Origin of the sequence: Streptomyces lacrimifluminis (genome assembly GCF_014646095.1) — a bacterium.
Classification (GTDB): domain Bacteria; phylum Actinomycetota; class Actinomycetes; order Streptomycetales; family Streptomycetaceae; genus Streptomyces; species Streptomyces lacrimifluminis.
Genome location: NZ_BMMU01000003.1, coordinates 383021 through 407677, shown reverse-complemented (window position 1 = coordinate 407677; position 24657 = coordinate 383021). Strand labels below are relative to the sequence as shown.

Sequence of the window (24657 nt, the reverse complement as noted above, 5' to 3'; positions counted from 1 at the left end):
GCACGCGCAACCCCTCCCCTCCATCCCTACCGGTCGGTATGCTCGGTGGCGACCGTGCGTCACCGTCGCCGCCACCCCTCCGGGAGGACCCGTGTCCAGCCCCACCGACTCCCGTGCCGAGTCCCGCACCGCCCTGCGTGTCTGCCCCCTGTGCGAGGCCACCTGCGGACTGACGCTCACCATCGAGAGCGGCCGGGTCACCCGGGCCCGTGGTGACCGCGACGACGTGTTCAGCCAGGGGTTCATCTGCCCCAAGGGCGCCTCCTTCGGAGCCCTCGACAGCGACCCCGACCGGCTGCGCACCCCTCTCGTACGCCGGGACGGCGAGCTGCGCGAGGCCGGCTGGGCGGAGGCCTTCGACGCCGTCGCCGTCGGCATCCGGGGTGTGGTCGAGCGGTACGGGCCGAACTCCGTCGGCACCGTCTTCGGGAACCCGAACGTGCACACCGTGGCCGGTGCCCTCTACCCGCCGGTCCTGATCGCCGGCCTCGGCACCCGCAGCGTCTTCAGCGCCTCCACGGTCGACCAGATGCCCAAGCACGTCTCCAGCGGGCTGCTGTACGGCGACGCCAACGCGATCCCCGTACCCGACCTCGACCGCACCGACCATCTGCTGCTCATCGGCGCCAACCCCCTTGAGTCCAACGGGAGTCTGTGCACGGCGCCCGACTTCCCCGGCAGGCTCAAGGCCCTCAGGGCGCGCGGCGGCACGCTCACCGTCATCGACCCGCGCCGCACCCGCACCGCCAAGCTCGCCGACCGGCACATCGCGATCCGCCCCGGTACGGACGCCCTTCTGCTCGCCGCGATGGCCCACGTCCTGTTCGACGAACACCTCGTCGACCTGGGCGGGTTGGCGCCGCACGTCCAAGGCGTCGACGAAGTGGAGGCGGCCGTACGGGACTTCACTCCCGACGCCGTCGCCGAGGCCTGTGACGTGGACGCCGGCACCATCCGCGCCCTCGCCCGCGAACTCGCCGCCGCGCCCACCGCCGCCGTCTACGGCCGCATCGGCAGCTGCACCGTCCCGCACGGCACCCTCGCCAGCTGGCTGGTCGACGTCCTCGACATCCTCACCGGCAACCTCGACCGGCCCGGCGGCGCCCTCTTCCCGCAGGCGGCGACCGACAAAACGCCCCGGCCGGCCGGGCCCGGCCATGGGTTCGCGCTGGGCCGCTGGCACTCGCGGGTCAGTCAACACCCGGAGGCGAAGAGCGAGTTGCCGCTCTCCGCGCTCGCCGAGGAGATCGACACCCCCACTGCGGAGGGCGAGCCGATCCGGGCCCTCATCGCCGTCGCCGCCAACCCCGTCCTCTCCGCGCCCGACGGCAACCGGCTCGACAGGGCGCTGGGCTCCCTCGACTTCATGGTGAGCGTCGACCCCTACCTGAACGAGACCTCGCGCCACGCGCACGTCGTACTGCCGCCGCCTCCGCCCTCGCAGAGCCCGCACCACGACTTCGCCCTCAACACGCTCGCCGTCCGCAACCAGGTCCGCTACAACCGCCCCGCCGTCCCCCTGGAGCCGGGCAGGATGGCCGAGACCGAGATCTTCGCGCGGCTCGTCCTGGCCGCGACCGGCATGCACGGCGCCGACCCCGCCGCCGTGGACGCCATGGTCGTCGACCAGACCCTCGGCAAGGCCGTCAAGGAACCCCACTCGCCGGTCCACGGCCGTGATCCGCAGCAGCTGGCCAAGGAGCTGGGCGGGGACACCGGTCCCGAGCGGCGCCTCGACCTGATGCTGCGCCTGGGCCCGTACGGCGACGGCTTCGGCGTACGGCCGGACGGTCTGAGCCTGGCGAAGGTGCTCGCCCACCCGCACGGCATCGACCTCGGGCCGCTCCGGCCGCGTCTGCCGCAGCCCCTGAAGACGCGCAGCGGGAAGATCGAACTTCTGCCGCAGCCCATCGCCGACGACCTGCCGCGGCTGCGCGCGGCGATGCGCGAGCGCCCCGCCGGGATCGTGCTCATCGGCCGGCGTCATCTGCGCTCCAACAACAGCTGGATGCACAACGTGCCCGCGCTCACCGGCGGCACCAACCGCTGCACCCTCCACATCCACCCCGAGGACGCCGCGCGCCTCGGCGTGCTCGACGGAGCCCCGGTGCGCGTCAAGGGCGCCGGGGGAGAGGTGGTGGCTCCCGCCGAGGTCACCGACGTCGTACGGCGCGGGGTCGTGAGCCTGCCCCACGGGTGGGGACACGACCGGCCCGGCACCCGCCTCGCGCACGCCGCAGTCGACCCCGGTGTCAACGTCAACCAGCTCCTCGACGGCAGTCTGCTGGACCCGCTGTCGGGCAATGCCGTACTGAATGGTGTACCCATCGAACTCGCGCCAACAGGCACAACGCTGTGACCTGGAGTTTTGCGCTTATTGCTCGCGCGTCAACATCTTGTTAAGACTTGTGGGGGCGACCTAACGTCAACGCACTGCCGACTCCGGTGGGAGTTCAAGGGCGAACGTTAGGTAACCCACTCATGTTGACCATCCTGGGCTTCACGATGATCGCGACCTTCCTGGTCCTGATCATGCTGAAGAAGATGTCGCCGATCGCGGCGCTCGTACTGATCCCGGCACTGTTCTGCGTCTTCGTCGGGAAGGGCGCCAAGCTCGGTGACTACGTCATCGACGGCGTCACCAGCCTCGCCCCCACCGCGGCGATGCTCATGTTCGCGATCGTCTACTTCGGTGTGATGATCGACGTCGGTCTCTTCGACCCGATCGTCCGAGGGATCCTGAAGTTCGCCAAGGCCGACCCGCTGCGCATAGTCGTCGGCACGGCGCTCCTCGCGGCGATCGTGTCCCTCGACGGCGACGGCTCGACCACCTTCATGATCACGGTCTCGGCGATGTACCCCCTGTACAAGCGCCTCAAGATGAGCCTCGTCGTGATGACCGGCGTCGCCGCGATGGCCAACGGTGTGATGAACACCCTGCCCTGGGGCGGCCCGACCGCCCGCGCCGCGACGGCCCTGAAGCTCGACGCCAGCGACATCTTCGTCCCGATGATCCCGGCCCTCGCGGTCGGCCTGGCCTTCGTCATCGCCCTCTCGTACGTCCTCGGCCTCCGCGAGCGCAAGCGGCTCGGCGTGCTCTCCCTGGACGTGGTCCTGGTGGAGGAGCCGGAGCAGGAGTCCGAGACGGTGCTCGTCGGCGCCGGTTCGGGAGCGAAGTCGGCCGTGGGCTCCGGTGCGGGCGACTCCGCCGCGCCCACCGGCGGCCCGGCTGCCGAGGACACCACCGACAGCGGCACCGACGATGACGACGACCGGATGCTGAAGGTCCTCGACCCGAACCGCTCCACCCTGCGCCCCAAGCTCTACTGGTTCAACGCGCTGCTCACGGTCACCCTGCTCACCGCCATGATCATGGAGTGGCTGCCGATCCCGGTGCTGTTCCTGCTCGGCGCCGCGCTCGCGCTCACGGTCAACTTCCCGCACATGCCCGACCAGAAGGCCCGCCTCGGCGCCCACGCCGAGAACGTCCTCAACGTCTCAGGCATGGTCTTCGCCGCCGCCGTCTTCACCGGCGTCCTCACGGGCACCGGCATGGTCGACCACATGGCCCGCTGGCTCGTCGACAACGTCCCCGACGGCATGGGCCCGCACATGGCCTTCGTCACCGGCCTGCTCAGCATCCCGCTCACCTACTTCATGTCGAACGACGGCTTCTACTTCGGTGTCCTGCCGGTGCTCGCCGAGGCCGGCGCCGCCCACGGCGTCTCCCCCCTGGAGATCGCCCGCGCCTCCCTCATCGCCCAGCCCCTGCACATGTCCAGCCCGCTCGTCCCGGCCGTGTACGTCCTCGTCGGCATGGCGAAGGTCGAGTTCGGCGACCACACGAAGTTCGTGGTCAAGTGGGCCGTGCTGACATCGCTGGCCATCCTCGGGTCAGGCATCCTGTTCGGCATCATCTGACCGTCCGGTCCACTCCCCGCTCAACCGCCCTTCCCTGTCCGACCGTTCGATGGAGGACACGACCATGAGGCCCGGTGGGAACCGCGGCTGGCTGCTCCGCCTCGTCATCGCCTTCAGCTTCACGCAGGGGGCAGTGTCGATGGCCCGGCCCGCCGTCTCCTACCGGGCCCTCGCGCTGGGCGCGGACGAGCGGGCGATCGGCGTGATCGCCGCCGCGTACGCCCTGCTCCCGCTCTTCGCCGCCGTACCGCTGGGCCGCCGCACCGACCACGGACGCTGCGCACCCCTGCTGACCGTCGGCGCCCTTCTGATCTCCGGCGGCTGCGCTCTCGGCGCGACTGCCGACTCCCTTGGCGCGATGGCCGCGTGGAGCGGGGTGATGGGCCTCGGCCACCTCTGCTTCGTCATCGGCGGGCAGTCGCTCGTCGCCCGCCGGTCCGCCCCGCACGAACAGGACCGCAACTTCGGCCACTTCACCATCGGCGTCTCCCTCGGCCAGTTCATCGGCCCGATCGCGGCGGGCGCGCTGATCGGCGGCCACGACATGGCGGCCACCAGCGCCCGCGCCCTGCTGGTCGCGGGCGCGGTCGCCGCGCTGTCGTTCACGTCACTGTGGCGCGTCGAGGACCGTACGGCCGTCAAGTCCCGTACGGAGCAAGCCGATCGCGTCGCCGTGCACCGCATCCTGCGCGCCCGGGGCGTCCCCGGGGGCATCTTCGTCAGCCTCGCCGTACTGTCCGCGACGGACATTCTCACCGCCTACCTTCCGGTGGTCGGCGAGCACCGGGGCGTCCCACCGGCGGTGATCGGCGTACTGCTCGGACTGCGTGCCGCGGCCACCATCGCGTGCCGTCTGGTGCTGACCCCGCTGTTGCGGCTGCTCGGACGGCGACTGCTGCTCACCGTGACCTGTCTGCTGGCGGCGCTGCTGTGTGCGGGGATCGCGCTGCCGGTGCCGGAGTGGGGGCTGGCCCTCATGCTCGCGGCCCTGGGCTTCTGTCTGGGCGTCGGACAGCCGCTGTCGATGACGACGGTCGTCCAGGCCGCCCCGGCCGGCGCCCGCTCCACCGCCCTCGCGCTGCGCCTGACCGGAAACCGGCTGGGCCAGGTCACCGCGCCCGCCACGGCCGGTCTGGTCGCCGGGGTCACGGGCGTGGCGGCGCCGTTCATGATGCTCGGCGGGCTGCTGTTGCTGGCGGCGGGAACGGCGATGCGCTCGTCGGTGCCCCAGGCGCCGGCGGAGAAGCAGGAGAGGGCCGGAAGGGTGATATCCAACGGGGCGTAGGGCGGTGCTTCAGCCCTCGCGGGTGCTCATGTGAAAGAGAGTCAGAAGAAGCGGGATTTGTGTGAAAATCATCTGACTCGGAGGAACCGCGCATGACCACCTCACTCCGTCCACGCCGGACCGGCGCCCGTACCGCCGCGCTCGCGGCCCTCACGCTGGCGGGCACCACCCTCATCGGGGCCCCCGCCGTCGCCGCCCCCGGCGACAACGGAGACGTCAAGATCCACAAGGTGGGTACGCCCTTCGACGACCAGCGCAACGAGCCGAAGGTCTGCGACTTCTACCTCGCCGCGTTCAACTTCGACGACCTCCCCGACGGCCAGGACATCGAGTGGTCCATCGAGACCCAGCCCCTGGAGGCGAACGGCGCCACCCTCGCCGACACCCTCGATCTGGAGCCCGACGGCACCGGACACACCCTGCCGCTCGCGCTGCCGGACGGCCAGTACAAGCTGACCTGGAACATCGTCGGCGGCCAGGGCGCGGGCAAGCACAAGGTGTTCCAGGTCGACTGCCCGATCGGCAACCCGACCGGCACACCGACCCCGCCCGGCGGCCCGGGTGGCCCCGGCGGAGGCCCCGGCGGGCCCGGCGGCGGTCCCGGCGGTCCGCACGGCGGGGTTCCCGCGGGCGGCGGCGGTGTCGCCCGGGCGGAGGCCTTCTCGCCGGTCGCCGGTGCGGCTGCCGTGGGCCTGATCGTGGTCGGGGGAGTGGTCTACTTCCGGACGCGGCGACGTGCCGATGGCGCGGCCTGACCACGCCCGTCGGCCCAGGCCCTGGCGCCGGACGCGCGCCTACCGCCTGACCCGCACGGTCGTCCTGACCGTCACCCTGGCGGTGGGCGGCGTCTGGTGGGCCCGGGTCGACGATCCCGCCCCCGCACCCGTCACCGCCACCGGCGGCGCACCGGTCGCACCGGCCGGCCGGAACGCAGAGAACGCCGGGGCGGGGAGGGCGGTACGGGAGCGGAGACCGGTGCCTGCCACGCCGGCACCCGAGGTCGGGCCCGCGAAGGGACGGTCAGGGCCCGCCCGGCCAACACCCCCGGCCGCACGGACCCGGAGGGACGGGCCTGCGGAGGGACGGCCCGGATCCGGCGGACCGACCCCACCGACCGCCCGCCCGAGCACGCAGGCGCCGCCCCGCGCGCCCGCCCTCCTCCCACGCTCGCGCCCCACCACGCTCACCCTTCCCTACCTCGATGTCGAGGCGCCGGTCATGGACCTGCGCCTCGACCGCAACAGACAGCTCACCGCGCCCCCGGACGACGACTCCAACCTGGTCGGCTGGTACGCGGACGGACCGTCCCCTGGGGAGAACGGCACGGCGATCGTCGTCGGGCACCGCGACACCCGGGCCGGGCCCGCCGTGTTCGTCGGCCTCGACGAAGTCACGCCCGGACGGCTCGTCGAACTCCGGCGCGCGGACGGGCGTACGGCCGTCTACACGGTCTACGCCGTGAAGACGTACGACAAGGCGAACTTCCCCAGCCGGGAGGTGTACGGCGCCCGGGCCCGACCCGAGCTGCGGCTCATCACCTGCGGCGGCGGCTACGACCGACGGACCGGTTACACCGGCAACATCGTCGTGTACGCGCATCTGACGGCGACGCGATGAACTGCCCCTGCCGCCGCCGCAGGCCGTACGAGGACGGGCCCGTTCACGCCGACCCACCGGCCTTCTCGGACCGTGGCTGCGGCGGGGCACCCTCCTCGGCAGCCGCGGACCCCGTCACCTCCGCCCGCGTCCGGGCCCGGGACCGCGACGCCGCCACCCCCGCGAGACACAGCCCGCCGCCCGCCAGGGTGAGCAGCCCCGGCACCTCGCCCAGTGCCAGCCAGGACATCAGGACGACCAGCGCGGGGACGGCGTAGGTGGTCGCGCCCATCCGGCTGGCCGTCGTACGGGCCAGGGCGTACGCCCACGTCGTGAAGGCCAGCGCGGTCGGGAAGACGCCCAGGTAGATCATGTTGAGGGTGGCGGAGAGCGGCGCGTCGGCCATGTCGCCGACCAGTTGCCCGGCGAACGGCAGACAGGTCACGGCCCCGATCAGACAGCCGAACGTCGTGGCCTGGAGAGCGCTCGCCCGGCCGAGAGCCGGCTTCTGCGCGACGACACCCGCGGCCCACGAGGCAGCCGCGAGCAGACACAGGGCCACCCCGAGCACCGATGTGCCGTCCCCGCCCGACATCGACAGCCCGACGGTCACCGCGCCCGCGAACGACACCGCCATGCCCGCGAGCAGCCGGGGCGGCATCGGATCGCCGAGCAGCCGGGTGCCGAGCAGGGCTATGAGGATCGGGCCGACGTTCACGAGCAGGGCGGCGGTCCCCGCGTCCACCTGCTGCTCGCCCCAGTTCAGGACGACCATGTAGACGCCGAACCACAGCACACCCGAGATCGCGATCCCCCGCCAGGCCGACCGGGGCGGCAACCCCTCCCGCCGTACGAGACAGATCGCCCCCAGCGTCACGAACCCGGCGAGCATCCGCCCGAGCGCCAGTGCGCCCGGCGAGTACGCGGCCCCCGCACTGCGGATCGAGACGAACGCGGAGGCCCACAGCACCACGGTCACACAGGCCGCGACGGCGGCGAGCACCTCCGGACGAGGGGCTCGGCGGGAGGACGGGGAAGAGGTCATCATGCTCCAGACCCTAGGCAGGACGGACGGCGAGGGCTCGCGAATTTCGGACCTGTCTCTGCCCGGGGGCCGACCGCACGGGGCAGGCTGTACGGCGGTTCAGCGCTGCTCAGCGCAGGTCCGTCGCCTCGATGCCGAGCAGCTGGGCGAAGCGGTGTTCCCCCTCGGGGGTCACCCTGACCGCCCGTTCCGAGCCGATGCGTACGCACCAGCGGGCGTCCAGGGCGTGCCGGCACAGGGCCGCGCCCGCGGTGCCCGCGAGGTGGGGGCGGCGTTCGGTCCAGTCGAGACAGGCGCGGGCGAGCGGGCGGCGGCCGGTGCGGTCGAGGTCGATGCCCGCGGTGGCGAACCAGCGCAGCCCGGCGTCCGTGAGCGCGAACCCGGTGTCCTGGCGGAGCAGCTCCCGCCCGGTCAGGGCGTCGGTGAGGGCGGTACCGAGCCGTCCGGCGAGGTGGTCGTCACAGGTAGGGCCGCGTGCCATCGCGGACCCGGCGCCCGACTCCCGCAGTGTGCGCGGGCGTTCGGCCGCGGCAGGACCGGCGTGCGCGGCCAGCTCCTCGACGAGCTGGGCCACGCCGGCGTCGGCCAGCCGCACGTAACGGTGCCGGCCCTGGCGTTTCTCGGCGAGCAGCCCACCGGCGGTCCAGGCCCGTCCGTCGAGCAGCGCCAGCAGAAAACCGGCCCGCGTCCCGTCCGCCATCAGCCCGGCCGACGCCGCGAGACCGGACGCGCGGCCCGGCTTCCTCGTACCCGTCGTGGGCATGGGCCCAGCATGGGGTACGGACACTTCGGCGCCCACCGAAGTGTGTGCGGTGAGCTGTCTACTCGGGTCGCTTCAGCTGTTCGTACTGCTGTGCCAGCCCGTCCAGCAGTGCCGTGAGGCCGGTCTCGAAGGCCCGTTCGTCGATCTTCTCCTGCTGCTCGGCCAGGAGGTGGGCCTGCCCGAGGTGGGGATAGTCGGCCGGGTCGTACGCGCTCTCGTCGTCCACGAAGCCGCCGGCGAAGGAGCCGAGCGCGGAGCCCATGATGAAGTACCGCATCAGCGCGCCGATCGACGTGGCCTGGGCGGGCGGCCAGCCTGCCTCGACCATCCCGCCGTAGACGGCGTCGGCGAGGCGCAGGCCCGCGGGGCGACGGCCGGGGCCGCGGGCGAGGACCGGAACGATGTTCGGGTGGTCGCGCAGCGCGGCCCGGTAGGAGACGGCCCAGTCGCGCAGCGCGGTACGCCAGTCCCGGGCCCCCTCGCCGCCCTCGAACATCGACAGGTCGACCAGCACGCTCACCGAGTCCGCGACCGCCTCCAGGATCTGGTCCTTCGTCCGGAAGTGGTTGTAGAGGGACGGCCCGCTGACCCCCAGCTCGGCGGCGAGCCGGCGTGTCGACAGGGCGGCCAGCCCTTCCGCGTCCACCAGCGCCCGAGCCGTCTCGACGATCAGGTCGGTGCTGAGGAGGGGCTTGCGCGGTCGGGCCATGGCGCACATAGTAGGGCTGCCCCTTTAAACTAGCAGTGCTAATTTAAAGGGTCCGTGCGATCCGACGCCTGGGTGGCTATGGATGCCTACGGGTATCTGTATGTATATATGGGGTGGATTGATCATGAATATGGAGCTGAGCGAGGAGCAGACCGCCGTCCAGCGGCTCGCCCGGGACTTCGTCGAGCGCGAGATCACTCCGAACGTCGTCGCCTGGGACCGCGCCGAGGACGTCGACCGGTCGATCGTGAAGAAACTGGGCGACGTGGGCTTCCTGGGGCTGACCGTCGGCGAGGAGTACGGCGGCTCCGGCGGTGACCACCTCACGTACTGCCTGGTCACCGAGGCACTCGGCCGCGGGGACTCCTCCGTGCGCGGAATCGTCTCCGTGTCCCTGGGCCTGGTCGCCAAGACCGTCGCGCACTGGGGGACCGAGGAGCAGAAGCGCCGCTGGCTGCCCGGGCTCACCTCAGGCGCGTACGTCGGCTGCTTCGGCCTGACCGAGCCGGGCACCGGGTCCGACGCGGGCAACCTCACCACGCGGGCGGTGCGCGAGGGCGACGACTACGTCGTCAACGGCACCAAGATGTTCATCACCAACGGCACCTGGGCCGACGTGGTCCTGCTCTTCACCCGCTCGACCGACGCCCCCGGCCACCAGGGCGTCTCCGCCTTCCTGGTGCCGACCGACACTCCTGGGCTGACCCGCCGCACCCTCCACGGCAAGCTCGGCCTGCGTGGTCAGGCCACCGCGGAACTGGTCCTCGAGGACGTGCGCGTACCCGCCTCGGCGATGCTGGGCCCCGAGGGCAAGGGCTTCTCCGTGGCCATGTCGGCGCTCGCCAAGGGGCGGATGTCGGTCGCCGCCGGGTGCGTCGGGATCGCCCAGGCGGCCCTGGACGCGGCCGTCCGGTACGCGGGCGAGCGGGAGCAGTTCGGCGGGCCGATCGCGCGGCACCAGCTGGTGCAGGAGCTGATCAGCGACATCGCGGTGGACGTCGACGCGGCCCGGCTGCTGACCTGGCGTGTCGCCGACCTGGTCGACCGCGGCCTGCCCTTCGCCACCGAGTCCTCCATGGCCAAGCTCTTCGCCTCCGAGGCCGCCGTCCGCGCCGCCAACAACGCCCTCCAGGTCTTCGGCGGCTACGGCTACATCGACGAGTACCCGGCGGGCAAGCTCCTGCGCGACGCCCGCGTGATGACCCTCTACGAGGGCACGAGCCAGATCCAGAAACTCCTGATCGGCCGCGCGCTGACGGGCGTGTCGGCCTTCTGAGGCCCAGCCCACTCCCTCCCCGTCCGGCGTCCCTCCGATTCATCCGTCCCTCCGAGTTGAGTACCTGTCTGAGTATCTCGACGGATGTGGCGCGGGCCACGTCCGCGCACTCTTGTCCCCATGAGTGAGACACCGGTCAAGCAGCAGAGCACGGCGGCCTTCTACGGCCAGGCCGTCGCGTCCTTCGGTATCGCCATGGGGGCGACGGCCATCGGCATCTTCCGGCTCCAGGCCGACGCCTGGGTGCGCGGCTTCCTCGGGATCGCCGTCCTCTACCTGGTGACCTCCGCCTTCACCCTGGCCAAGGTCATCCGCGACCGCCAGGAGGCCGGGCAGATCGTCAGTCGGGTCGACCAGGCCCGGCTGGAGAAGCTGCTCGCCGAATACGACCCTTTCGAGAAGCACTGAGGGTGTTTCCCGCCGCTCTGAGCGGGCACTCTAAGCGCTCGCTCACCCGCAGCGGTACAGTGGGAGGTCACTGTCGGTGGAAGGGGCGAACGGGCGATGAGTGCGGCGGAGGAGACGGCCGGCGGCGAGGCGGCGCCGTGGGGTGAGGTGACCCCCGACGCGGCCCGGCGGCTGCTCGTCGCCGCGGTGGAGGCCTTCGCCGAGCGCGGCTACCACGCGACCACGACCCGTGACATCGCGGGCCGCGCGGGAATGAGTCCGGCCGCGCTCTACATCCACTACAAGACCAAGGAAGAGCTCCTCCACCGCATCAGCAGGATCGGCCACGAGAAGGCCGTCGACATCCTGCGTACGGCGGCACAGACCGAGGGCACCGCTACCGAACGGCTGGCCGAGGCCGTCAGTTCCTTCGTCCGCTGGCACGCCGGGGGGCGCACGACCGCACGGGTCGTGCAGTACGAACTCGACTCCCTCGGCCCCGACGCCCGCGCAGAGATCCTCGCGCTGCGCCGCCAGGTCGACGCCGAGGTGCGCGGGATCATCGAGGACGGTGTGGAGGCGGGGGAGTTCGACGTCCCCGACGTACCGGGCACCACGCTCGCCGTGCTCTCGCTCTGCATCGACGTGGCCCGCTGGTTCAACGTCAACGGTTCGCGCACGCCGGACGAGGTCGGCGAGCTCTACGCCGACCTCGTGCTGCGGATGGTGGGGGCCGGGTAGCCGGCGTTCACCGGCTCACAGGTAGTACCGCGACACCGACTCCGCGACGCACACCGGCTTGTCGCCGCCCTCGCGCTCCACACTGAAGGCGACGGTCACCTGCACCCCGCCGGTCACGCCCTCCACACCGGCGATCCGCGCGGTGGCGCGCAGGCGCGAGCCGACCGGGACGGGGGAGGGGAAACGGACCTTGTTGGTCCCGTAGTTGACACCCATCTTCACGCCCTCGACCGTGATCAGCTGCGGCCCGAAGAGCGGCAGCAGCGACAGGGTGAGATAACCGTGCGCGATGGTCGTCCCGAAGGGGCCGGTGGCGGCCTTCTCCGGGTCCACGTGGATCCACTGGTGATCGCCGGTCGCGTCGGCGAACAGATCGATCCGCTTCTGGTCGACCTCCAGCCAGTCGGTGTACCCCAACTGCTCGCCCACCGCCGCCTTCAGGTCGTCCGCACCCGTGAAGATCCTCGGCTCTGCCATTCCCGGCCTCCTCGCCACTGTGTCCCAGCAACCGCGCCATGTCTGAGTACTACACGTCTAAGCAACTGCTTAGCATGGTCGGCCGGGGATTCCCTGTCAACGGACCGCGGCCGGCCGCTGTGGGTAGGGTTCGAGGGGTGCCCCAGATTCCCGAGAAGATCCACGAACTCACGGTCGGCCAGCTCGCCGCCCGCAGCGGCGCCGCCGTCTCCGCCCTGCACTTCTACGAGTCCAAGGGCCTCATCAGCAGCCGCCGCACCGCGGGCAACCAACGCCGTTACGGCCGTGACGCGCTGCGCCGGGTCGCCTTCGTCCGGGCCGCGCAGCGCGTCGGCATCCCGCTCGCCACGATCCGCGAGGCGCTCGCCGAACTCCCCGAGGAACGCACCCCCACCCGCGAGGACTGGGCCCGTCTCTCCGAGAACTGGCGGTCCGAACTCGACGAGCGCATCAAGCAGTTGAACCGCCTTCGGGACCATCTCACCGACTGCATCGGCTGCGGCTGCCTGTCCCTGGAGGGCTGCGTCCTGTCCAACCCGGACGACGTCTTCGGCGAACGCCAGGCGGGATCCCGCCTCATGATGGAGCGCAACGGCGCCGGTCCGGCTACTCGTACTCCGTCCCGCCCTTGCGCGTCAGATACGCCGGACTGACCGCCTTGGCGATCGCCCGCCCGCCGGTCACCGCGCTGTACCGCTCGACGGCCGGCCGGATCACGACACCCTCCCGCAGATGCAGCCCACGCCCGGACACCGTCTCGCGCCCGCTCGCGATCTCCAGGACCCGGTCGATGTCGTACGGACCCTCGTACAGCCTTGGCACGAGCGGCAGTCGGCCCTCCAGCAGCTCTTCCGCGTCCAGCCAGCGCACCTCTCCGTCGACCTCCACGGACACGTCGAACACGGCGTACCCCAGCGTCTCGCGACGCCCGTCCGCGCCGTAGGTCAGGTCCTGTACGCCCGCCCCGAAGACCTCGCCGAAGATGCCGACCCGGCGCGCCCCGAGGTGCTCGGCGAGGTGGGCCGCGGTCCCGGCGACGCCGTGGGCGGTCACCGCGCGCCAGTACAGATTGCGCGGATCCTCCTTCAGGGCAAGGTACTTGGCGCCGAATCCCTTCGAGGAGACCTGGACGCGACCGTCGCTCGCGAGATAGGTGAGCAGACAGGCCGAGCCGTGCAGCTTCTCGGTGAGGACGACCGGCTCGCCCGGGGTGAAGATGCCCGGGTAGCGCTGGATGTTCTCGATGTCGACCCAGCTCATGAGGTCGGGCGCGGACTCGACGTCGCCGTTCATGGTGGGCGGGATCGGTGGCACCCACTTGACGATGCCCAGCCGCTCCGCGAAGTCGGTGCCTTCGGCTGCCGCCTGTGCGAGGTCGACGCCGTCGAGCGCGCGGGGCCGGCACACGATGCCCTGCGAGAGCTCGCCGCGCAGCCGTACCGCCTTGACCCGGTCCGACGTGCTCCCCGCCAGGCGCCCGGTCAGACCCAGCTCCTCGATGAGGTCGCCCGGCAGGACGGACTGCTCGGGGATGTACACGGCCGCGTCGCCGGTCCGGTACACGCCCTTGGCAACGACCGCGCGATACAGGCCCACCTGGGCCAGTTCGAGTGCGTCGGCGTTCGGGTGCTCATGGACGGTCAGGACCTCGGCGGTTACGCGCAGCGTCGACATGGGGGCTCCTTGGGCGGCTCAGGTGGGTTTCATCGCCGCCAACTCTCTCTACGGGAAAGGGGTGGAGCTATGAATTTTGTTGCTGCTATGGGCTCCGCCGGGGGTGTGGGTTTTTGTCTGCGGGTCCGGTGGGGGCTGGTCGCGCAGTTCCCCGCGCCCCTGAAAGGGGCGCGTTTGCGCCAGGCCCGCCCTCACCAACTCGGCGTTGGACACCGCCCGTTCGCCGGTCGGCAGGGACAGGGTGTCCTCCAGGCCGATCCGGGTCGCCAGGCCCAGGCGGCCCGCGAGGCGGAGTACCGGCCAGGTGCCGCCGTCCTCGCCGTGCAGCAGGACCGGGCGGCCGTGGGGTGATCCGCCGAGGTCGGCGAGGAGGGTGTGCGCGGTGTCCTCGGCCGTGTCCGGGTCGGTGTCCGTCACCTCCGCGAGAACGCGCAGCACCCTGGGGGCGAGAGCTGAGGCGGCGAACCGTGCCGCCCCGTCCGTGCCGGACCAGACGCCGGCCTCGACGCCCACCCCGAGCTCGATGAGGAGGGCCGCCAGTTCCTCCGCGCCCGGCTCGTGCCAGTTGACGGAGGCGTGGTCGGGCAGCACCGTCCAGCCCCGGACGTGCTCCAGGCGCAGCACCGGATCCGGTTCGGCCCAGGCGCCCGTGGTCACGCCGACCGGCACGCTGACCCGCGACCGTATCTCCGTCAGCGTCGCCGAGACCGCGCGCGGTGACAGGGTGTCCTGTCCGCAGGGGGACTTGGGATGGACATGGACGTCCGTGGCACCGGCCAGGACGGCATCGGCCGCGGAGTCGGCCATCGCTCCCGGCGACATCGGTACCCGCGCGCCGTCCGCGGCGCCCCGGGACCCGTTGAGACACACCTGCATCATGTTCCGATGGTGCCAGTCACCACCGACAACAGGTGTGGGCCGGCCGGTTCAATCGGGGGTGCGGCATCCCCGGCGCACCCCCGTCGTGGTCAGGCCGACGCGAGCAGCAGTCGTCCGCGCCTGGACTCCGCCAGGGCCTCGGGGGTCAGGACGGGTCGCGGCACCACTATGCCGCACTCCGTGCAGACGGGACCCGACGACGGCTCATGGGCCAGGTCGTACTTCCAGGAGAGGCGCTCCCCGTCGCACACCGGGCACACCGAGCCCGGTTCGCGCTCCAGGGCGGCGATCAGCCGTCGCAGCACCTCGGCCAGCGATTCATGGGGGTGCACCCCCGGGTCGTCGCACCAGGCCACCCCGAACCCACCCCAGGTCAGCCGATGCCAGTCGTCCACGCTTCCGGGCCGGCGCAGCCCGTCGAACTTCTCCTTCTTGCGGCGCTTCGCGAACTCCACCTCGTAGGACAGCCAGACCGAGCGCGCTTCCTCCAGCTCGTCCAGTGCGGCCACGAGCCGCGCTGGATCGGGGGAGCGGTCCTCTTGTCCGAACCCGGCCCGGGAGCACAGGTGGTCCCAGGTCGCCCTGTGCCCGTAAGGGGCGAACCGTTCAAGGCACTTACGGAGCGAGTATCGCCGCAGTGCCAGATCGCACCGCGGGTCCCGCACCTGTCTCGCCAGACTCCGGAAACCGGCCATCGCCTTGCACCTCCGTCACATCTGCACCTGTACTTCGGTCACTTCGGCGTCGTCGAACGGACGTCGCCGAATAGACGTATCGACAAGCGATTCGGCTCCATCTGTTTTCCGATGACGGCCATAAGCCGTTCGCCGGGCCCCCTCGGGACCGACGTCAACGGCTCTAAACCGTCCGCCGGACCACCCTTCACGGTTACCTCCCGCACCTGTCGGTCTTCTGTGCAACGCCTGTTGAGCACGGCGCCGGAACGCGAGTGCGTCCAGCGCCCCGAAGTGCCCCCGCACTCCTCCAACGCAATTCCTGTACCACGTTGTTCAAAAGTGACGCATGTTCATCTTCAATCGCGGGGATACCGGCGGTAACCTCTGGCCCACTCCGTTCGGAGTGGCCCACCCCCCGGTCCGGAGGAGCTGCCATGTCACGGCGCACCCCAGGCAACACCGTCGAGAGAACCTTCCACAGACTGAGAACTCCCCGCGGACTCTTCGGGTTCCTGAAGACCGCGGCTGTATGCACACTCATTGCCGGCCTTCTGTCTCCGCTTTCTCCGCTTTCCCCGGCGACCGAAGCCCAAGCCGCCGAGGCGAACGACTACTGCGGGGCCCAGTGTTCCGACATCCTGCCGCCCGGGCAGAACGGCAACGCGACCCTCGCGCAGATCCTCCTGAACCAGGCCTTCGGTTCGCAGCCCGAGCACGCGGAAGACCAGCTGGGGCCCTATGCCAACCTGGCCACGGGCTACTCCGGTCTCACCAACGCCACGATCAACAACTTCTTCAACGACGCCTCGTTCGGGGTCGCCGCCGACCAGGTCGCCTCCACCCTGGCTCCGGCCGGCCGCACCGATGTGAAAATCGTCCGTGACAAGAAGACGGGTGTGCCGCACATCACAGGCACCACCCGTTACGGCACCGAGTTCGGCGCCGGGTACGCCGCCGCCCAGGACCGCCTCTGGCTGATGGACGTCTTCCGGCACGTCGGACGCGGACAGCTCACGCCCTTCGCGGGCGGCGACCCCTCCAACCAGGGCCTTGAACAGGAGTTCTGGCGCCACGCTCCGTACACCGAGGCCGACCTCCAGGCCCAGATAGACAACGCGGTGGCCACCAACGGCGCCCGCGGCCGGCAGGCCCTCGCCGACGTCAACGCCTATGTCGCGGGCATCAACGCGTACATCGACGCCTCCGACAGCGGCCGTTACTTCCCCGGCGAGTACGTCCTCACCGGCTGGAAGGACTCCATCACCAACGCGGGCACCATCCAGAAGTTCAAGCCCACCGACCTGGTCGCGCTGGCCTCCGTGATCGGCGCGCTCTTCGGCTCCGGCGGTGGCGGCGAGGTCAACAACGCGATCTCCCTGATGGCCGCCCAGTCCAAGTACGGCGTCGCCGAGGGCACCAAGGTCTGGGAGGCCTTCCGCGAGCGCAACGACCCCGAGGCCGTCCTCACCCTCCACAACGGCGAGAGCTTCCCGTACGCGCCCGCGCCCGCCGACCCGCAGGGCGAGGCCCTGCCCGACGCCGGCACGGTCTCCGCGGAACCGCTCGTGTACGACCGTACGGGCAGCGCCGCCACCGCGACCGCGACCAGTGCCTCCAGCACGGCGACGGCCGGCGCCCTCACCTCCGCCAAGCGCGGTATGTCCAACGCCCTGGTGGTGAGCGGCGCCAAGACCGCCAGCGGCCACCCGATCGCCGTCTTCGGCCCGCAGACCGGCTACTTCGCCCCTCAGCTGCTCATGCTCCAGGAGATCCAGGGCCCGGGCATCAGCGCGCGCGGCGCCTCCTTCGCGGGGCTGAGCATGTACGTCGAACTCGGCCGCGGCCAGGACTACGCGTGGAGCGCGACGACCTCCGGGCAGGACATCATCGACTCGTACGCGGTCGAGCTGTGCCAGGACGACGTCCACTACCTCTACCACGGCACCTGCACCGCCATGGAGAAGATCGAGCAGACCAACGCCTGGAAGCCGACCACGGCCGACGGCACGGCCGCGGGCTCCTACCGGATGCAGGTCTACCGCACCAAGTACGGCCCGGTGAGCCATCGGGCGACGGTCGGCGGGAAGAAGGTCGCCTACACCACCCTGCGCTCCTCCTACATGCACGAGGCCGACTCGATCATCGGCTTCCAGATGCTCAACGACCCCGACTACGTGAAGAGCCCGGAGACGTTCCAGTCCGCCGTGCAGCACATCAACTACACCTTCAACTGGTTCTACGCCGACTCCACGCACACCGCGTACTACAACAGCGGCGACAACCCGGTGCGCGCGAGCGGCGTCGACGCCGAGTTCCCGGTCTGGGCACAGTCCGCGTACGAGTGGCGGAACTGGGACCCGACGACCAACACCGCCGACTACACGCCTGCCTCCGCCCACCCCCACTCGATCGACCAGGACTACTACATCTCCTGGAACAACAAACAGGCCAAGGACTACACCAGCGCCTCCTGGGGCGAAGGGTCCGTCCACCGCGGCAACCTCCTGGAGGACCGCGTCAGGAAACTCGTCACGGCGGGCGGAGTGACACGGGCGCAGCTGGTGAAGGCGATGGCCGACGCCGCGATCACCGATCTGCGGGCCGAGGACGTGCTGCCGAAGCTGCTGCGGGTCATCAACAGCTCGACGGTCACCGACTCCACGGCCGCGGCGGCCGTCAGCAAGCTCGCCGCGTGGGTGACGGCCGGCGGCAAGCGCACGGAGACCTCCGCGGGTTCGAAGACGTACGCCAACGCCGACGCGATCCGCGTCCTCGACGCCTGGTGGCCGCTGCTGGTGCAGGCCGAGTTCCAACCGGGCCTCGGCACCGACCTCTACACCGCCATCACCACCAACCTCCCTGTCGACGAGGCCCCTTCGGCCGCACACGGCCCGACCGGTGCGCACGCGGGAAGCTCCTTCCAGTACGGCTGGTGGAGCTACGTCGACAAGGACATCCGGGCGGTGCTCGGTGACCCGGTGCGGGGCGGGCTGACGCGGAAGTACTGCGGCGGCGGCACGCTCAGCGGCTGCCGGGACATCCTGATCAGCACCCTGAAGACCGCGGCGGGCAGGACGGCCTCCCAGGTCTACCCCGGCGACACCCTGTGCGCGGCGGGCAACCAGTGGTGCGCCGACTCGATCGTCCAGCGCACCCTGGGAGGCATCAAGCACTACAACATCAGCTGGCAGAACCGGCCGACCTACCAGCAGGTCGTCGAGTTCACCTCGCACCGGTAACAACCAGTAGCAACCGGGGTACCGCGGCGGCGGGTCAGTGGATACGGCCCGCCGCCGGCACCACCCGCGCCGACTCCGCGCGGCAGAGCCGGCCGTACGTCACGGCTCACCTGTAGACGAGGTACTTCCCGCGCATGCGCCGGAACCCCGCCAAATCCTCCTGCCAGCCCGCCACGACCTCGTCGGCATCCGCACCCGCGTCGATCATCGTGCGCACCAGCGTGGATCCGGTCAGCTTGTCGATCCAGTTGTCGGAGCGCCAGGTGAAGCCGCTCCAGACCTTCTTGGCGGTCACCAGCAACGCGACCCCGGTACGGACCGGGTCGTAGGCCGCCCGGTCGTGCACATGGATCTGCGCGCCCCCGATGGTCTTCCCCTGGAACTTGGAGAAGGTCGGCGCGAAGTAGGCCTCCCTGAAGTGCACACCGGGCAGCCCGAGTCGCTCCGCCGCAGCTGCCCACCGCCGGTCGATCCCCTCGGCGCCGAGCAGTTCGAACGGCCGGGTCGTACCGCGCCCCTCCGACAGGTTCGTCCCCTCGAAGAGACACGTCCCCGAGTACACCAGCGCGGTGTCGGGCGTCGGCATGTTCGGACTCGGCGGCACCCAGGGCAGACCGGAGGCGTCGTAGAAGTCCGACCGCTTCCACCCCGACATCAGTACGGCGTCCAGCTCCACCGGCGCGGCCAGGAACTCCTTGTTGAACAGCCGCGCCAACTCCGCCACCGTCATCCCGTGCGCCTGGGCGATCGGCTGCCGCCCGACGAACGTCGCGAACTCCTCGTGCAGCACGGGCCCAAGGGCTGCCCGCCCGGTCACCGGGTTCGGCCGGTCCAGCACCAGGAAGGGCTTGCCCGCCAGCTGGGCCGCCTCCATGCAGTCGTACAGCGTCCAGATGTACGTGTAGAAGCGGGCGCCCACGTCCTGGATGTCGAAGACGACGGTGTCGACGCCGGAGGCGGTGAAGATGTCGGCGAGCGGCCGGCCGCTCTTGAGATACGTGTCGTAGACGGGCAGCCCGGTGGCCGGGTCGTCGTAGCGCCCCTCGGAACCGCCGGCCTGCGCGGTCCCCCGGAAGCCGTGCTCCGGGCCGAAGACGGCGGTCAGATTCACCCGGTCGTCCGCGTGCATGACGTCGACGATGTGGCGTACGTCCCTGGTGACACCGGTGGGGTTGGTGACGAGGCCGACCTTTTTGCCGGTGAGGGGGGCGTAGTTCTCGGCGACGAGGTTCTCGAAGCCGGTGCGGAGTTTTCTTGGGCGGTGTTTTGTGGTGGCTGCGCCTGTGCATGCCGGCAGGGATGCGGCGGTGGCTGTTGTCAGGAGGCCGCGTCTGGACAGGGGCATGGGGATCCCTCCGGGGGCTCGGCGGCTGTCCATGGCACCGTAAGCGCTACCGCCTGTAGTTCGTAGGGTGCGGGTTGTCTGTGGCTTGTCGCGCAGTTCCCCGCGCCCCTGGGTGGGTGCAGTCACCCTTCCTTTGCTACATACCGACTGGTTAGTCTGGCCGTGCTTGGAGCCGTGTCGTGTCAAAGGAGACCGATTGTGGGTGTCGTGCAGGGTGCCGGAGTGGTCGTGACCGGGGCCGGAGGCGGGATCGGGGCCGCCCTGGCCCGGCGGTTCGCCGCCGAGGGAGCCCGGGTCGTCGTCAATGACCTGGACGCGAACAAGGCGCGAGCCGTCGCCGACGGGATAGGCGGGATCGCCGTGCCGGGCGACGCCTCCACCATCGTCGCCGAGGCCCGTGCCGCCCTCGGGGGGACCGTGGACGTCTACTGTGCCAACGCCGGGCTCGCCTCGGGTGGGTCAGAGGCGGCCGAGGAGGACGTCTGGGCGCTCGCCTGGGACGTGAACGTGATGGCGCACGTCCGGGCGGCCACCGAACTGCTGCCGGAGTGGCTGGAGCGCGGCAGTGGCCGTTTCGTCTCCACGGTGTCCGCCGCCGGGCTGCTCACCATGATCGGCGCGGCGCCCTACAGCGTGACCAAGCACGGCGCCTACGCATTCGCGGAGTGGCTGTCGCTGACGTACCGCCACCGCGGGATCAAGGTGCACGCCATCTGCCCGCAGGGTGTGCGTACGGACATGCTGGCCGGAACCGGCAGCGCGGGCGACCTGGTGCTCGCGCCGACCGCGATCGAACCCGAGGCGGTCGCCGAGGCGCTGTTCAAGGGGATCGAGGAGGACCGGTTCCTGATCCTGCCGCACCCCGAGGTCGCCGCCTACTACCAGGCACGGGCGACCGATCCCGACCACTGGCTGACGAGCATGAACCACATCCAGCAGAAGTGGGAGGCCGCCCGGTGACCGACACCGACACCGACACCGACCGCGCATCGGGCTCCGGCTCCCGGTACGAGGCGCAGCCCTGGCTGAGCCTTCTCGACGACGTCCAGCGCGGGCCCGTCAGCCCCGACGACTCACTCGTCCACGCGCTCCGCCGGACCGCCGCCGAGGTCCCGGACCGCACCTTCCTCGCCTACTTCGACGGGCGGCTCAGCCACCGTGAGGCCGACGAGCTGAGCGACTCCGTCGCCGGGTATCTCGTCACCCGGGGGCTGGAACGCGGTGACCGGGTCGCCGTCCTCCTCCAGAACTCGCCGCTGTTCGTGCTCGCCGTGCTGGGGGCCTGGAAGGCGGGCGCCGTCGTCGTCCCCGTCAACCCGATGTACAAGTCGGGGGAAGTGACGCACGTCCTGCGGGACGGTGGCGTGACCGCGCTGATCTGCTCCGACCGGGCCTGGGAGTCGTACCTGAGGGAGACGGCCGCGGACTCCCCGGTGCGGATCGTGCTCACGGGATGCGAGCTGGACTTCCAGACCCGCGGCGACGCGCGCGTGCTCGCGTTCGAGCGGCTCCCGCAGGCCCCGGACGCCGAGGACCTGACGGCCGTCGCCCGCTACGGCCACCAGGCTCCCGGGCCCGACGGCCGTGATCCCCGCCCCGGCGACATCGCGCTGATCAGCTACACCTCCGGCACCAGCGGCGCCCCCAAGGGGGCCACCAACACCCACGCCAACATCATGTACAACGCGGAACGGCAGCGGACCGGCCTCCCGCTGCCCGAGGCGCCCGTCTACTTCGCGATGGCGCCCCTGTTCCACATCACCGGCATGGTCTGTCAGCTCGGCGCGAGTCTGAACAGCGCGGGCACACTCGTGCTCGCCTACCGTTTCGAGCCCGGGGCCGTCCTGGACGCGTTCACCGAGCACCGTCCCCACTACACGGTCGGCCCGTCGACCGCCTTCATGGCGCTGGCCGCGCACCCGGACTGCACCCCCGACCACTTCTCGTCGTTCCGGCACATCTCCTCCGGCGGCGCCCCGCTGCCGCCCGCCCTCGTGGAGAAGTTCCGGGCCGGCTTCGGCCCGTACATCCGCAACGGCTACGGCCTCACCGAGTGCACCGCCCCCTGCGCCTCCGTACCGCCCGCCCTGGAGGCACCCGTCGACCCGGCCTCCGGCACCCTCGCGGTGGGCGTGCCGGGCCCGGACACCGTCGTACGGATCGTCGACGACCGGGGCGCGGAGGTCCCCTTCGGGGAACAGGGCGAGATCCTCGTACGGGGGCCGCAGGTCGTTCCCGGCTACTGGCGGCTCCCGGAGGCCACCGCGGAGACCTTCCCGGGCGGGGAGCTGCGGACCGGCGACATCGGGTTCATGGACGCCGAGGGGTGGCTGTACGTCGTAGACCGGAAGAAGGACATGATCAACGCGGCAGGCTTCAAGGTGTGGCCGCGTGAGGTCGAGGACGTTTTGTACACCCACCCGGCGGTACGTGAGGCAGCTGTCGTCGGGGTGCCCGACGGGTACCGCGGGGAGACTGTGAAGGCGTACATCAGCCTGCGCCCCGGCGCCGAGGGGGACCCGGACGCGCTCGCCGCGTACTGCAAGGAGAGACTGGCCGCCTACAAGTACCCGCGGCAGGTGGAGATCCTGGCCGACCTGCCGAAGACGGCGACCGGAAAGATCCTCCGTCGGGAACTGCGTACCCGCTCCGGGGACTCTCAGTAGGCATCCCGTCCGGCTGTGTGGGCCGTTCGGTCATTCGGTGGAACGTTGGGAAGGCTGGTGGCGGTAGTGCCCAGGACGACGGACGGCGACGGTACGCCCGTCCCGCAGCGGCTGCTGGCCGCCGCCACCCGGCTCTTCGCGGAACAGGGGTACGACCGTACGTCCGTCCAGGAGATCGTCGAGGCGGCCGGGGTCACCAAAGGGGCGCTCTACCACTACTTCGGGTCCAAGGACGATCTGCTGCACGAGGTTTACGCGCGCGTGCTGCGCGTTCAGCAGGAGCGGCTGGACGCGTTCGCGAACGCGGACGCGCCGGTGGAGGAGCGGTTGCGGCGGGCGGCGGCGGATGTCGTGGTCACGACCATCGAGAACCTCGACGACGCGATGATCTTCTTCCGCTCGATGCATCATCTGAGCCCGGAGAAGAACAAGCAGGTGCGTGCGGAGCGGCGCCGCTACCACGAACGCTTCCGTGCCCTGATCGAGGAGGGGCAGGAGACGGGCGTCTTCTCCCGGGCGACCTCGGCGGACCTGGTGGTCGACTACCACTTCGGCTCCATCCACCACCTGTCGACCTGGTACCGCCCGGAGGGCCCGATGACCTCGACGGAGGTCGCGGACCAACTGGCGGACCTGCTGCTGCGGGCGCTGCGGCCGTAGGGGCGGGAGGTCAAACGCCGGACGGGCTGACATTTTCAGCCCGTCTCGGGTCCCCCCTCTGGGGGAGGGATGGGACGGGTAGGGGCGGCGGGGGCGAAAAACTACATGTACCGCTTCAGCTCACGTCGAGCCAAAGACCGCTGATGCACCTCGTCCGGCCCGTCCGCCAGCTTCAGCGTCCGCGCACTCGCCCACAGCTCCGCCAGCGGGAAGTCCTGACTCACCCCACCCGCCCCGTGCAGCTGAATCGCCTTGTCGATGATGTCCACCACCGCACGCGGCGTAGCGATCTTGATCGCCTGGATCTCCGCGTGCGCCCCCTTGTTGCCCACGGTGTCCATCATCCACGCCGTCTTCAGCACCAGCAGCCGCAACTGCTCCACGGTGACCCGCGCGTCCGCGATCCAGTTGTGGACCACGCCCTGCTGGGCCAGCGACTTGCCGAACGCCGTCCGGGAGACGGCCCGGCGGCACATCAGTTCGATCGCCCGTTCCGCCATTCCGATCAGCCGCATGCAGTGGTGGATCCGGCCGGGGCCGAGCCGCGCCTGCGCGATGGCGAAGCCGCTGCCCTCCTCGCCGATCAGGTTCGCCGCGGGCACCCGTGCCTCGTCGAAGACCACCTCGGCGTGGCCGCCGTGGGAGTGGTCCTCGTAGCCGAACACCCGCATCGCCCGCTTGACGGTGACGCCGGGGGTGTCCCTGGGGACCAGGATCATCGACTGCTGGCGGCGGATGTCGGCGCCGTCGGGGTCGGTCTTGCCCATCACGATGAAGATCTGGCAGCGGGGGTTCATCGCCCCGGAGATGTACCACTTGCGGCCCGAGATGACGTAGTCGTCGCCGTCCCTGCGGATCCGCGTCTCGATGTTCGTCGCGTCGGACGAGGCCACCTCGGGCTCGGTCATCGCGAACGCCGAGCGGATCTCGCCCGCCAGCAGGGGCTCCAGCCACTGCTTCTTCTGCTGCTCGTCGCCGAACTGGGCCAGCACCTCCATGTTGCCGGTGTCCGGTGCCGCGCAGTTCAGCGCGGTCGGCGCCAAGTGCGGGGAACGGCCGGTGATTTCGGCGAGGGGGGCGTACTGGAGGTTGGTGAGGCCGGCGCCGTGCCGGGCGTCGGGCAGGAAGAGGTTCCACAGGCCCTGGCCGCGTGCCTCGGCCTTCAACTCCTCGACCACGGCCGGGGTGTCCCACGGCGAGGCCAGCCGCTCGCGCTGCTCGTGCTCGACCTGTTCGGCCGGATAGACGTACTCGTCCATGAAGGCGAGGAGCTTGGCGCGCAGTTCCTCGGTGCGCGCGTCGAACGCGAAGTCCATG

22 protein-coding genes are annotated in these 24657 nt (G+C 70.8%); 13 read left to right on the top strand and 9 right to left on the bottom strand.

Annotated elements, in window-relative coordinates:
- Positions 1 to 91 precede the first annotated feature (91 nt).
- The 5 genes from IEY89_RS07255 to IEY89_RS07235 all read left to right on the top strand — a co-directional run bounded on the left by IEY89_RS07255 (position 92) and on the right by IEY89_RS07235 (position 6823).
- Positions 92 to 2359: a molybdopterin oxidoreductase family protein gene (locus IEY89_RS07255; RefSeq protein ID WP_189146427.1), complete on the top strand. Its 2268-nt coding sequence runs from the start codon at positions 92 to 94 to the stop codon at positions 2357 to 2359.
- 122 nt (positions 2360 to 2481) lie between these two features.
- Entirely contained in the window at positions 2482 to 3921 is a 1440-nt protein-coding gene (locus IEY89_RS07250) for a CitMHS family transporter (RefSeq protein WP_189146426.1), read from the top strand.
- A 64-nt stretch (positions 3922 to 3985) separates the two neighbouring features.
- Positions 3986 to 5206: an MFS transporter gene (locus IEY89_RS07245; protein WP_229695076.1), complete on the top strand. Its 1221-nt coding sequence runs from the start codon at positions 3986 to 3988 to the stop codon at positions 5204 to 5206.
- A 92-nt stretch (positions 5207 to 5298) separates the two neighbouring features.
- Entirely contained in the window at positions 5299 to 5961 is a 663-nt protein-coding gene (locus tag IEY89_RS07240; RefSeq protein ID WP_189146424.1) for a hypothetical protein, read from the top strand.
- On the top strand, positions 5948 to 6823 hold the full coding sequence (locus IEY89_RS07235; RefSeq protein WP_189146423.1) for a class F sortase: 876 nt from the start codon (positions 5948 to 5950) through the stop codon (positions 6821 to 6823). The genes IEY89_RS07240 and IEY89_RS07235 overlap by 14 nt, the downstream gene beginning before the upstream one ends.
- 43 nt (positions 6824 to 6866) lie before the next feature.
- On the opposite strand, the gene IEY89_RS07230 is transcribed toward IEY89_RS07235, so the two are convergent.
- The 3 genes from IEY89_RS07230 to IEY89_RS07220 all read right to left on the bottom strand — a co-directional run bounded on the left by IEY89_RS07230 (position 6867) and on the right by IEY89_RS07220 (position 9319).
- A complete protein-coding gene (locus tag IEY89_RS07230; protein ID WP_189146422.1) occupies positions 6867 to 7850 on the bottom strand; it encodes a DMT family transporter in 984 nt (327 codons plus the stop codon).
- A gap of 106 nt (positions 7851 to 7956) precedes the next feature.
- A complete protein-coding gene (locus tag IEY89_RS07225) occupies positions 7957 to 8610 on the bottom strand; it encodes a transcriptional regulator (RefSeq protein ID WP_189146421.1) in 654 nt (217 codons plus the stop codon).
- Between the two features lie 58 nt (positions 8611 to 8668).
- On the bottom strand, positions 8669 to 9319 hold the full coding sequence (locus tag IEY89_RS07220) for a TetR/AcrR family transcriptional regulator (RefSeq protein WP_189146420.1): 651 nt from the start codon (positions 9317 to 9319) through the stop codon (positions 8669 to 8671).
- A 124-nt stretch (positions 9320 to 9443) separates the two neighbouring features.
- On the opposite strand from IEY89_RS07220, the gene IEY89_RS07215 reads away from it, so the two are divergent.
- From IEY89_RS07215 to IEY89_RS07205, 3 genes are all read left to right on the top strand, one after another.
- Positions 9444 to 10595, top strand: a complete 1152-nt coding sequence (locus IEY89_RS07215; RefSeq protein WP_189146419.1) for an acyl-CoA dehydrogenase family protein — start codon at positions 9444 to 9446, stop codon at positions 10593 to 10595.
- 120 nt (positions 10596 to 10715) lie between these two features.
- Positions 10716 to 11003 carry a YiaA/YiaB family inner membrane protein gene (locus IEY89_RS07210; protein ID WP_189146418.1) on the top strand — a complete coding sequence of 96 codons (288 nt, stop codon included), beginning with the start codon at positions 10716 to 10718 and terminating at the stop codon, positions 11001 to 11003.
- Positions 11004 to 11099: 96 nt separating this feature from the next.
- A complete protein-coding gene (locus IEY89_RS07205; RefSeq protein WP_189146417.1) occupies positions 11100 to 11723 on the top strand; it encodes a TetR/AcrR family transcriptional regulator in 624 nt (207 codons plus the stop codon).
- A gap of 15 nt (positions 11724 to 11738) precedes the next feature.
- Here the strand turns inward: IEY89_RS07205 and IEY89_RS07200 are convergent, their stop codons facing one another.
- Positions 11739 to 12200, bottom strand: coding sequence for a MaoC family dehydratase (locus IEY89_RS07200; protein WP_189146416.1), 462 nt, complete (start codon positions 12198 to 12200; stop codon positions 11739 to 11741).
- Positions 12201 to 12337: 137 nt separating this feature from the next.
- Here IEY89_RS07200 and soxR point away from each other — a divergent pair, with 137 nt between their 5' ends.
- Positions 12338 to 12853 carry a redox-sensitive transcriptional activator SoxR gene (gene soxR / locus IEY89_RS07195; protein WP_189146415.1) on the top strand — a complete coding sequence of 172 codons (516 nt, stop codon included), beginning with the start codon at positions 12338 to 12340 and terminating at the stop codon, positions 12851 to 12853.
- Here the strand turns inward: soxR and IEY89_RS07190 are convergent.
- From IEY89_RS07190 to IEY89_RS07180, 3 genes are all read right to left on the bottom strand, one after another.
- The gene (locus tag IEY89_RS07190; protein ID WP_189146414.1) at positions 12807 to 13874 is read right to left on the bottom strand and encodes an RNA ligase (ATP); all 1068 of its coding nucleotides are present in this window, start codon (positions 13872 to 13874) and stop codon (positions 12807 to 12809) included. The two genes, soxR and IEY89_RS07190, sit on opposite strands and share 47 nt — an antisense overlap.
- Positions 13875 to 13922: 48 nt before the next feature.
- Positions 13923 to 14753, bottom strand: coding sequence for a 3-keto-5-aminohexanoate cleavage protein (locus IEY89_RS07185; protein WP_189146413.1), 831 nt, complete (start codon positions 14751 to 14753; stop codon positions 13923 to 13925).
- 89 nt (positions 14754 to 14842) lie between these two features.
- The gene (locus tag IEY89_RS07180; protein ID WP_189146412.1) at positions 14843 to 15448 is read right to left on the bottom strand and encodes a hypothetical protein; all 606 of its coding nucleotides are present in this window, start codon (positions 15446 to 15448) and stop codon (positions 14843 to 14845) included.
- Positions 15449 to 15864: 416 nt separating this feature from the next.
- Between IEY89_RS07180 and IEY89_RS07175 the strand changes: the two genes are divergently transcribed.
- Positions 15865 to 18669 (top strand): penicillin acylase family protein, encoded by a 2805-nt coding sequence (locus IEY89_RS07175; RefSeq protein WP_189146411.1) that lies wholly within the window; start codon positions 15865 to 15867, stop codon positions 18667 to 18669.
- A 106-nt stretch (positions 18670 to 18775) separates the two neighbouring features.
- Here IEY89_RS07175 and IEY89_RS07170 read toward each other — a convergent pair whose 3' ends face one another.
- Positions 18776 to 20014 (bottom strand): exo-beta-N-acetylmuramidase NamZ family protein, encoded by a 1239-nt coding sequence (locus tag IEY89_RS07170; RefSeq protein ID WP_189146410.1) that lies wholly within the window; start codon positions 20012 to 20014, stop codon positions 18776 to 18778.
- 195 nt (positions 20015 to 20209) lie between these two features.
- On the opposite strand from IEY89_RS07170, the gene IEY89_RS07165 reads away from it, so the two are divergent.
- The 3 genes from IEY89_RS07165 (at position 20210) to IEY89_RS07155 (ending at position 23340) form a co-directional block, all read left to right on the top strand.
- Positions 20210 to 20974 carry an SDR family oxidoreductase gene (locus IEY89_RS07165; RefSeq protein ID WP_189146499.1) on the top strand — a complete coding sequence of 255 codons (765 nt, stop codon included), beginning with the start codon at positions 20210 to 20212 and terminating at the stop codon, positions 20972 to 20974.
- Positions 20956 to 22680 carry a class I adenylate-forming enzyme family protein gene (locus tag IEY89_RS07160; protein ID WP_373287201.1) on the top strand — a complete coding sequence of 575 codons (1725 nt, stop codon included), beginning with the start codon at positions 20956 to 20958 and terminating at the stop codon, positions 22678 to 22680. The genes IEY89_RS07165 and IEY89_RS07160 overlap by 19 nt, the downstream gene beginning before the upstream one ends.
- 66 nt (positions 22681 to 22746) lie before the next feature.
- Positions 22747 to 23340 (top strand): TetR/AcrR family transcriptional regulator, encoded by a 594-nt coding sequence (locus IEY89_RS07155; protein WP_189146408.1) that lies wholly within the window; start codon positions 22747 to 22749, stop codon positions 23338 to 23340.
- Positions 23341 to 23441: 101 nt separating this feature from the next.
- On the opposite strand, the gene IEY89_RS07150 is transcribed toward IEY89_RS07155, so the two are convergent.
- Positions 23442 to 24656: an acyl-CoA dehydrogenase family protein gene (locus tag IEY89_RS07150; RefSeq protein ID WP_189146407.1), complete on the bottom strand. Its 1215-nt coding sequence runs from the start codon at positions 24654 to 24656 to the stop codon at positions 23442 to 23444.
- Position 24657 lies beyond the last annotated feature (1 nt).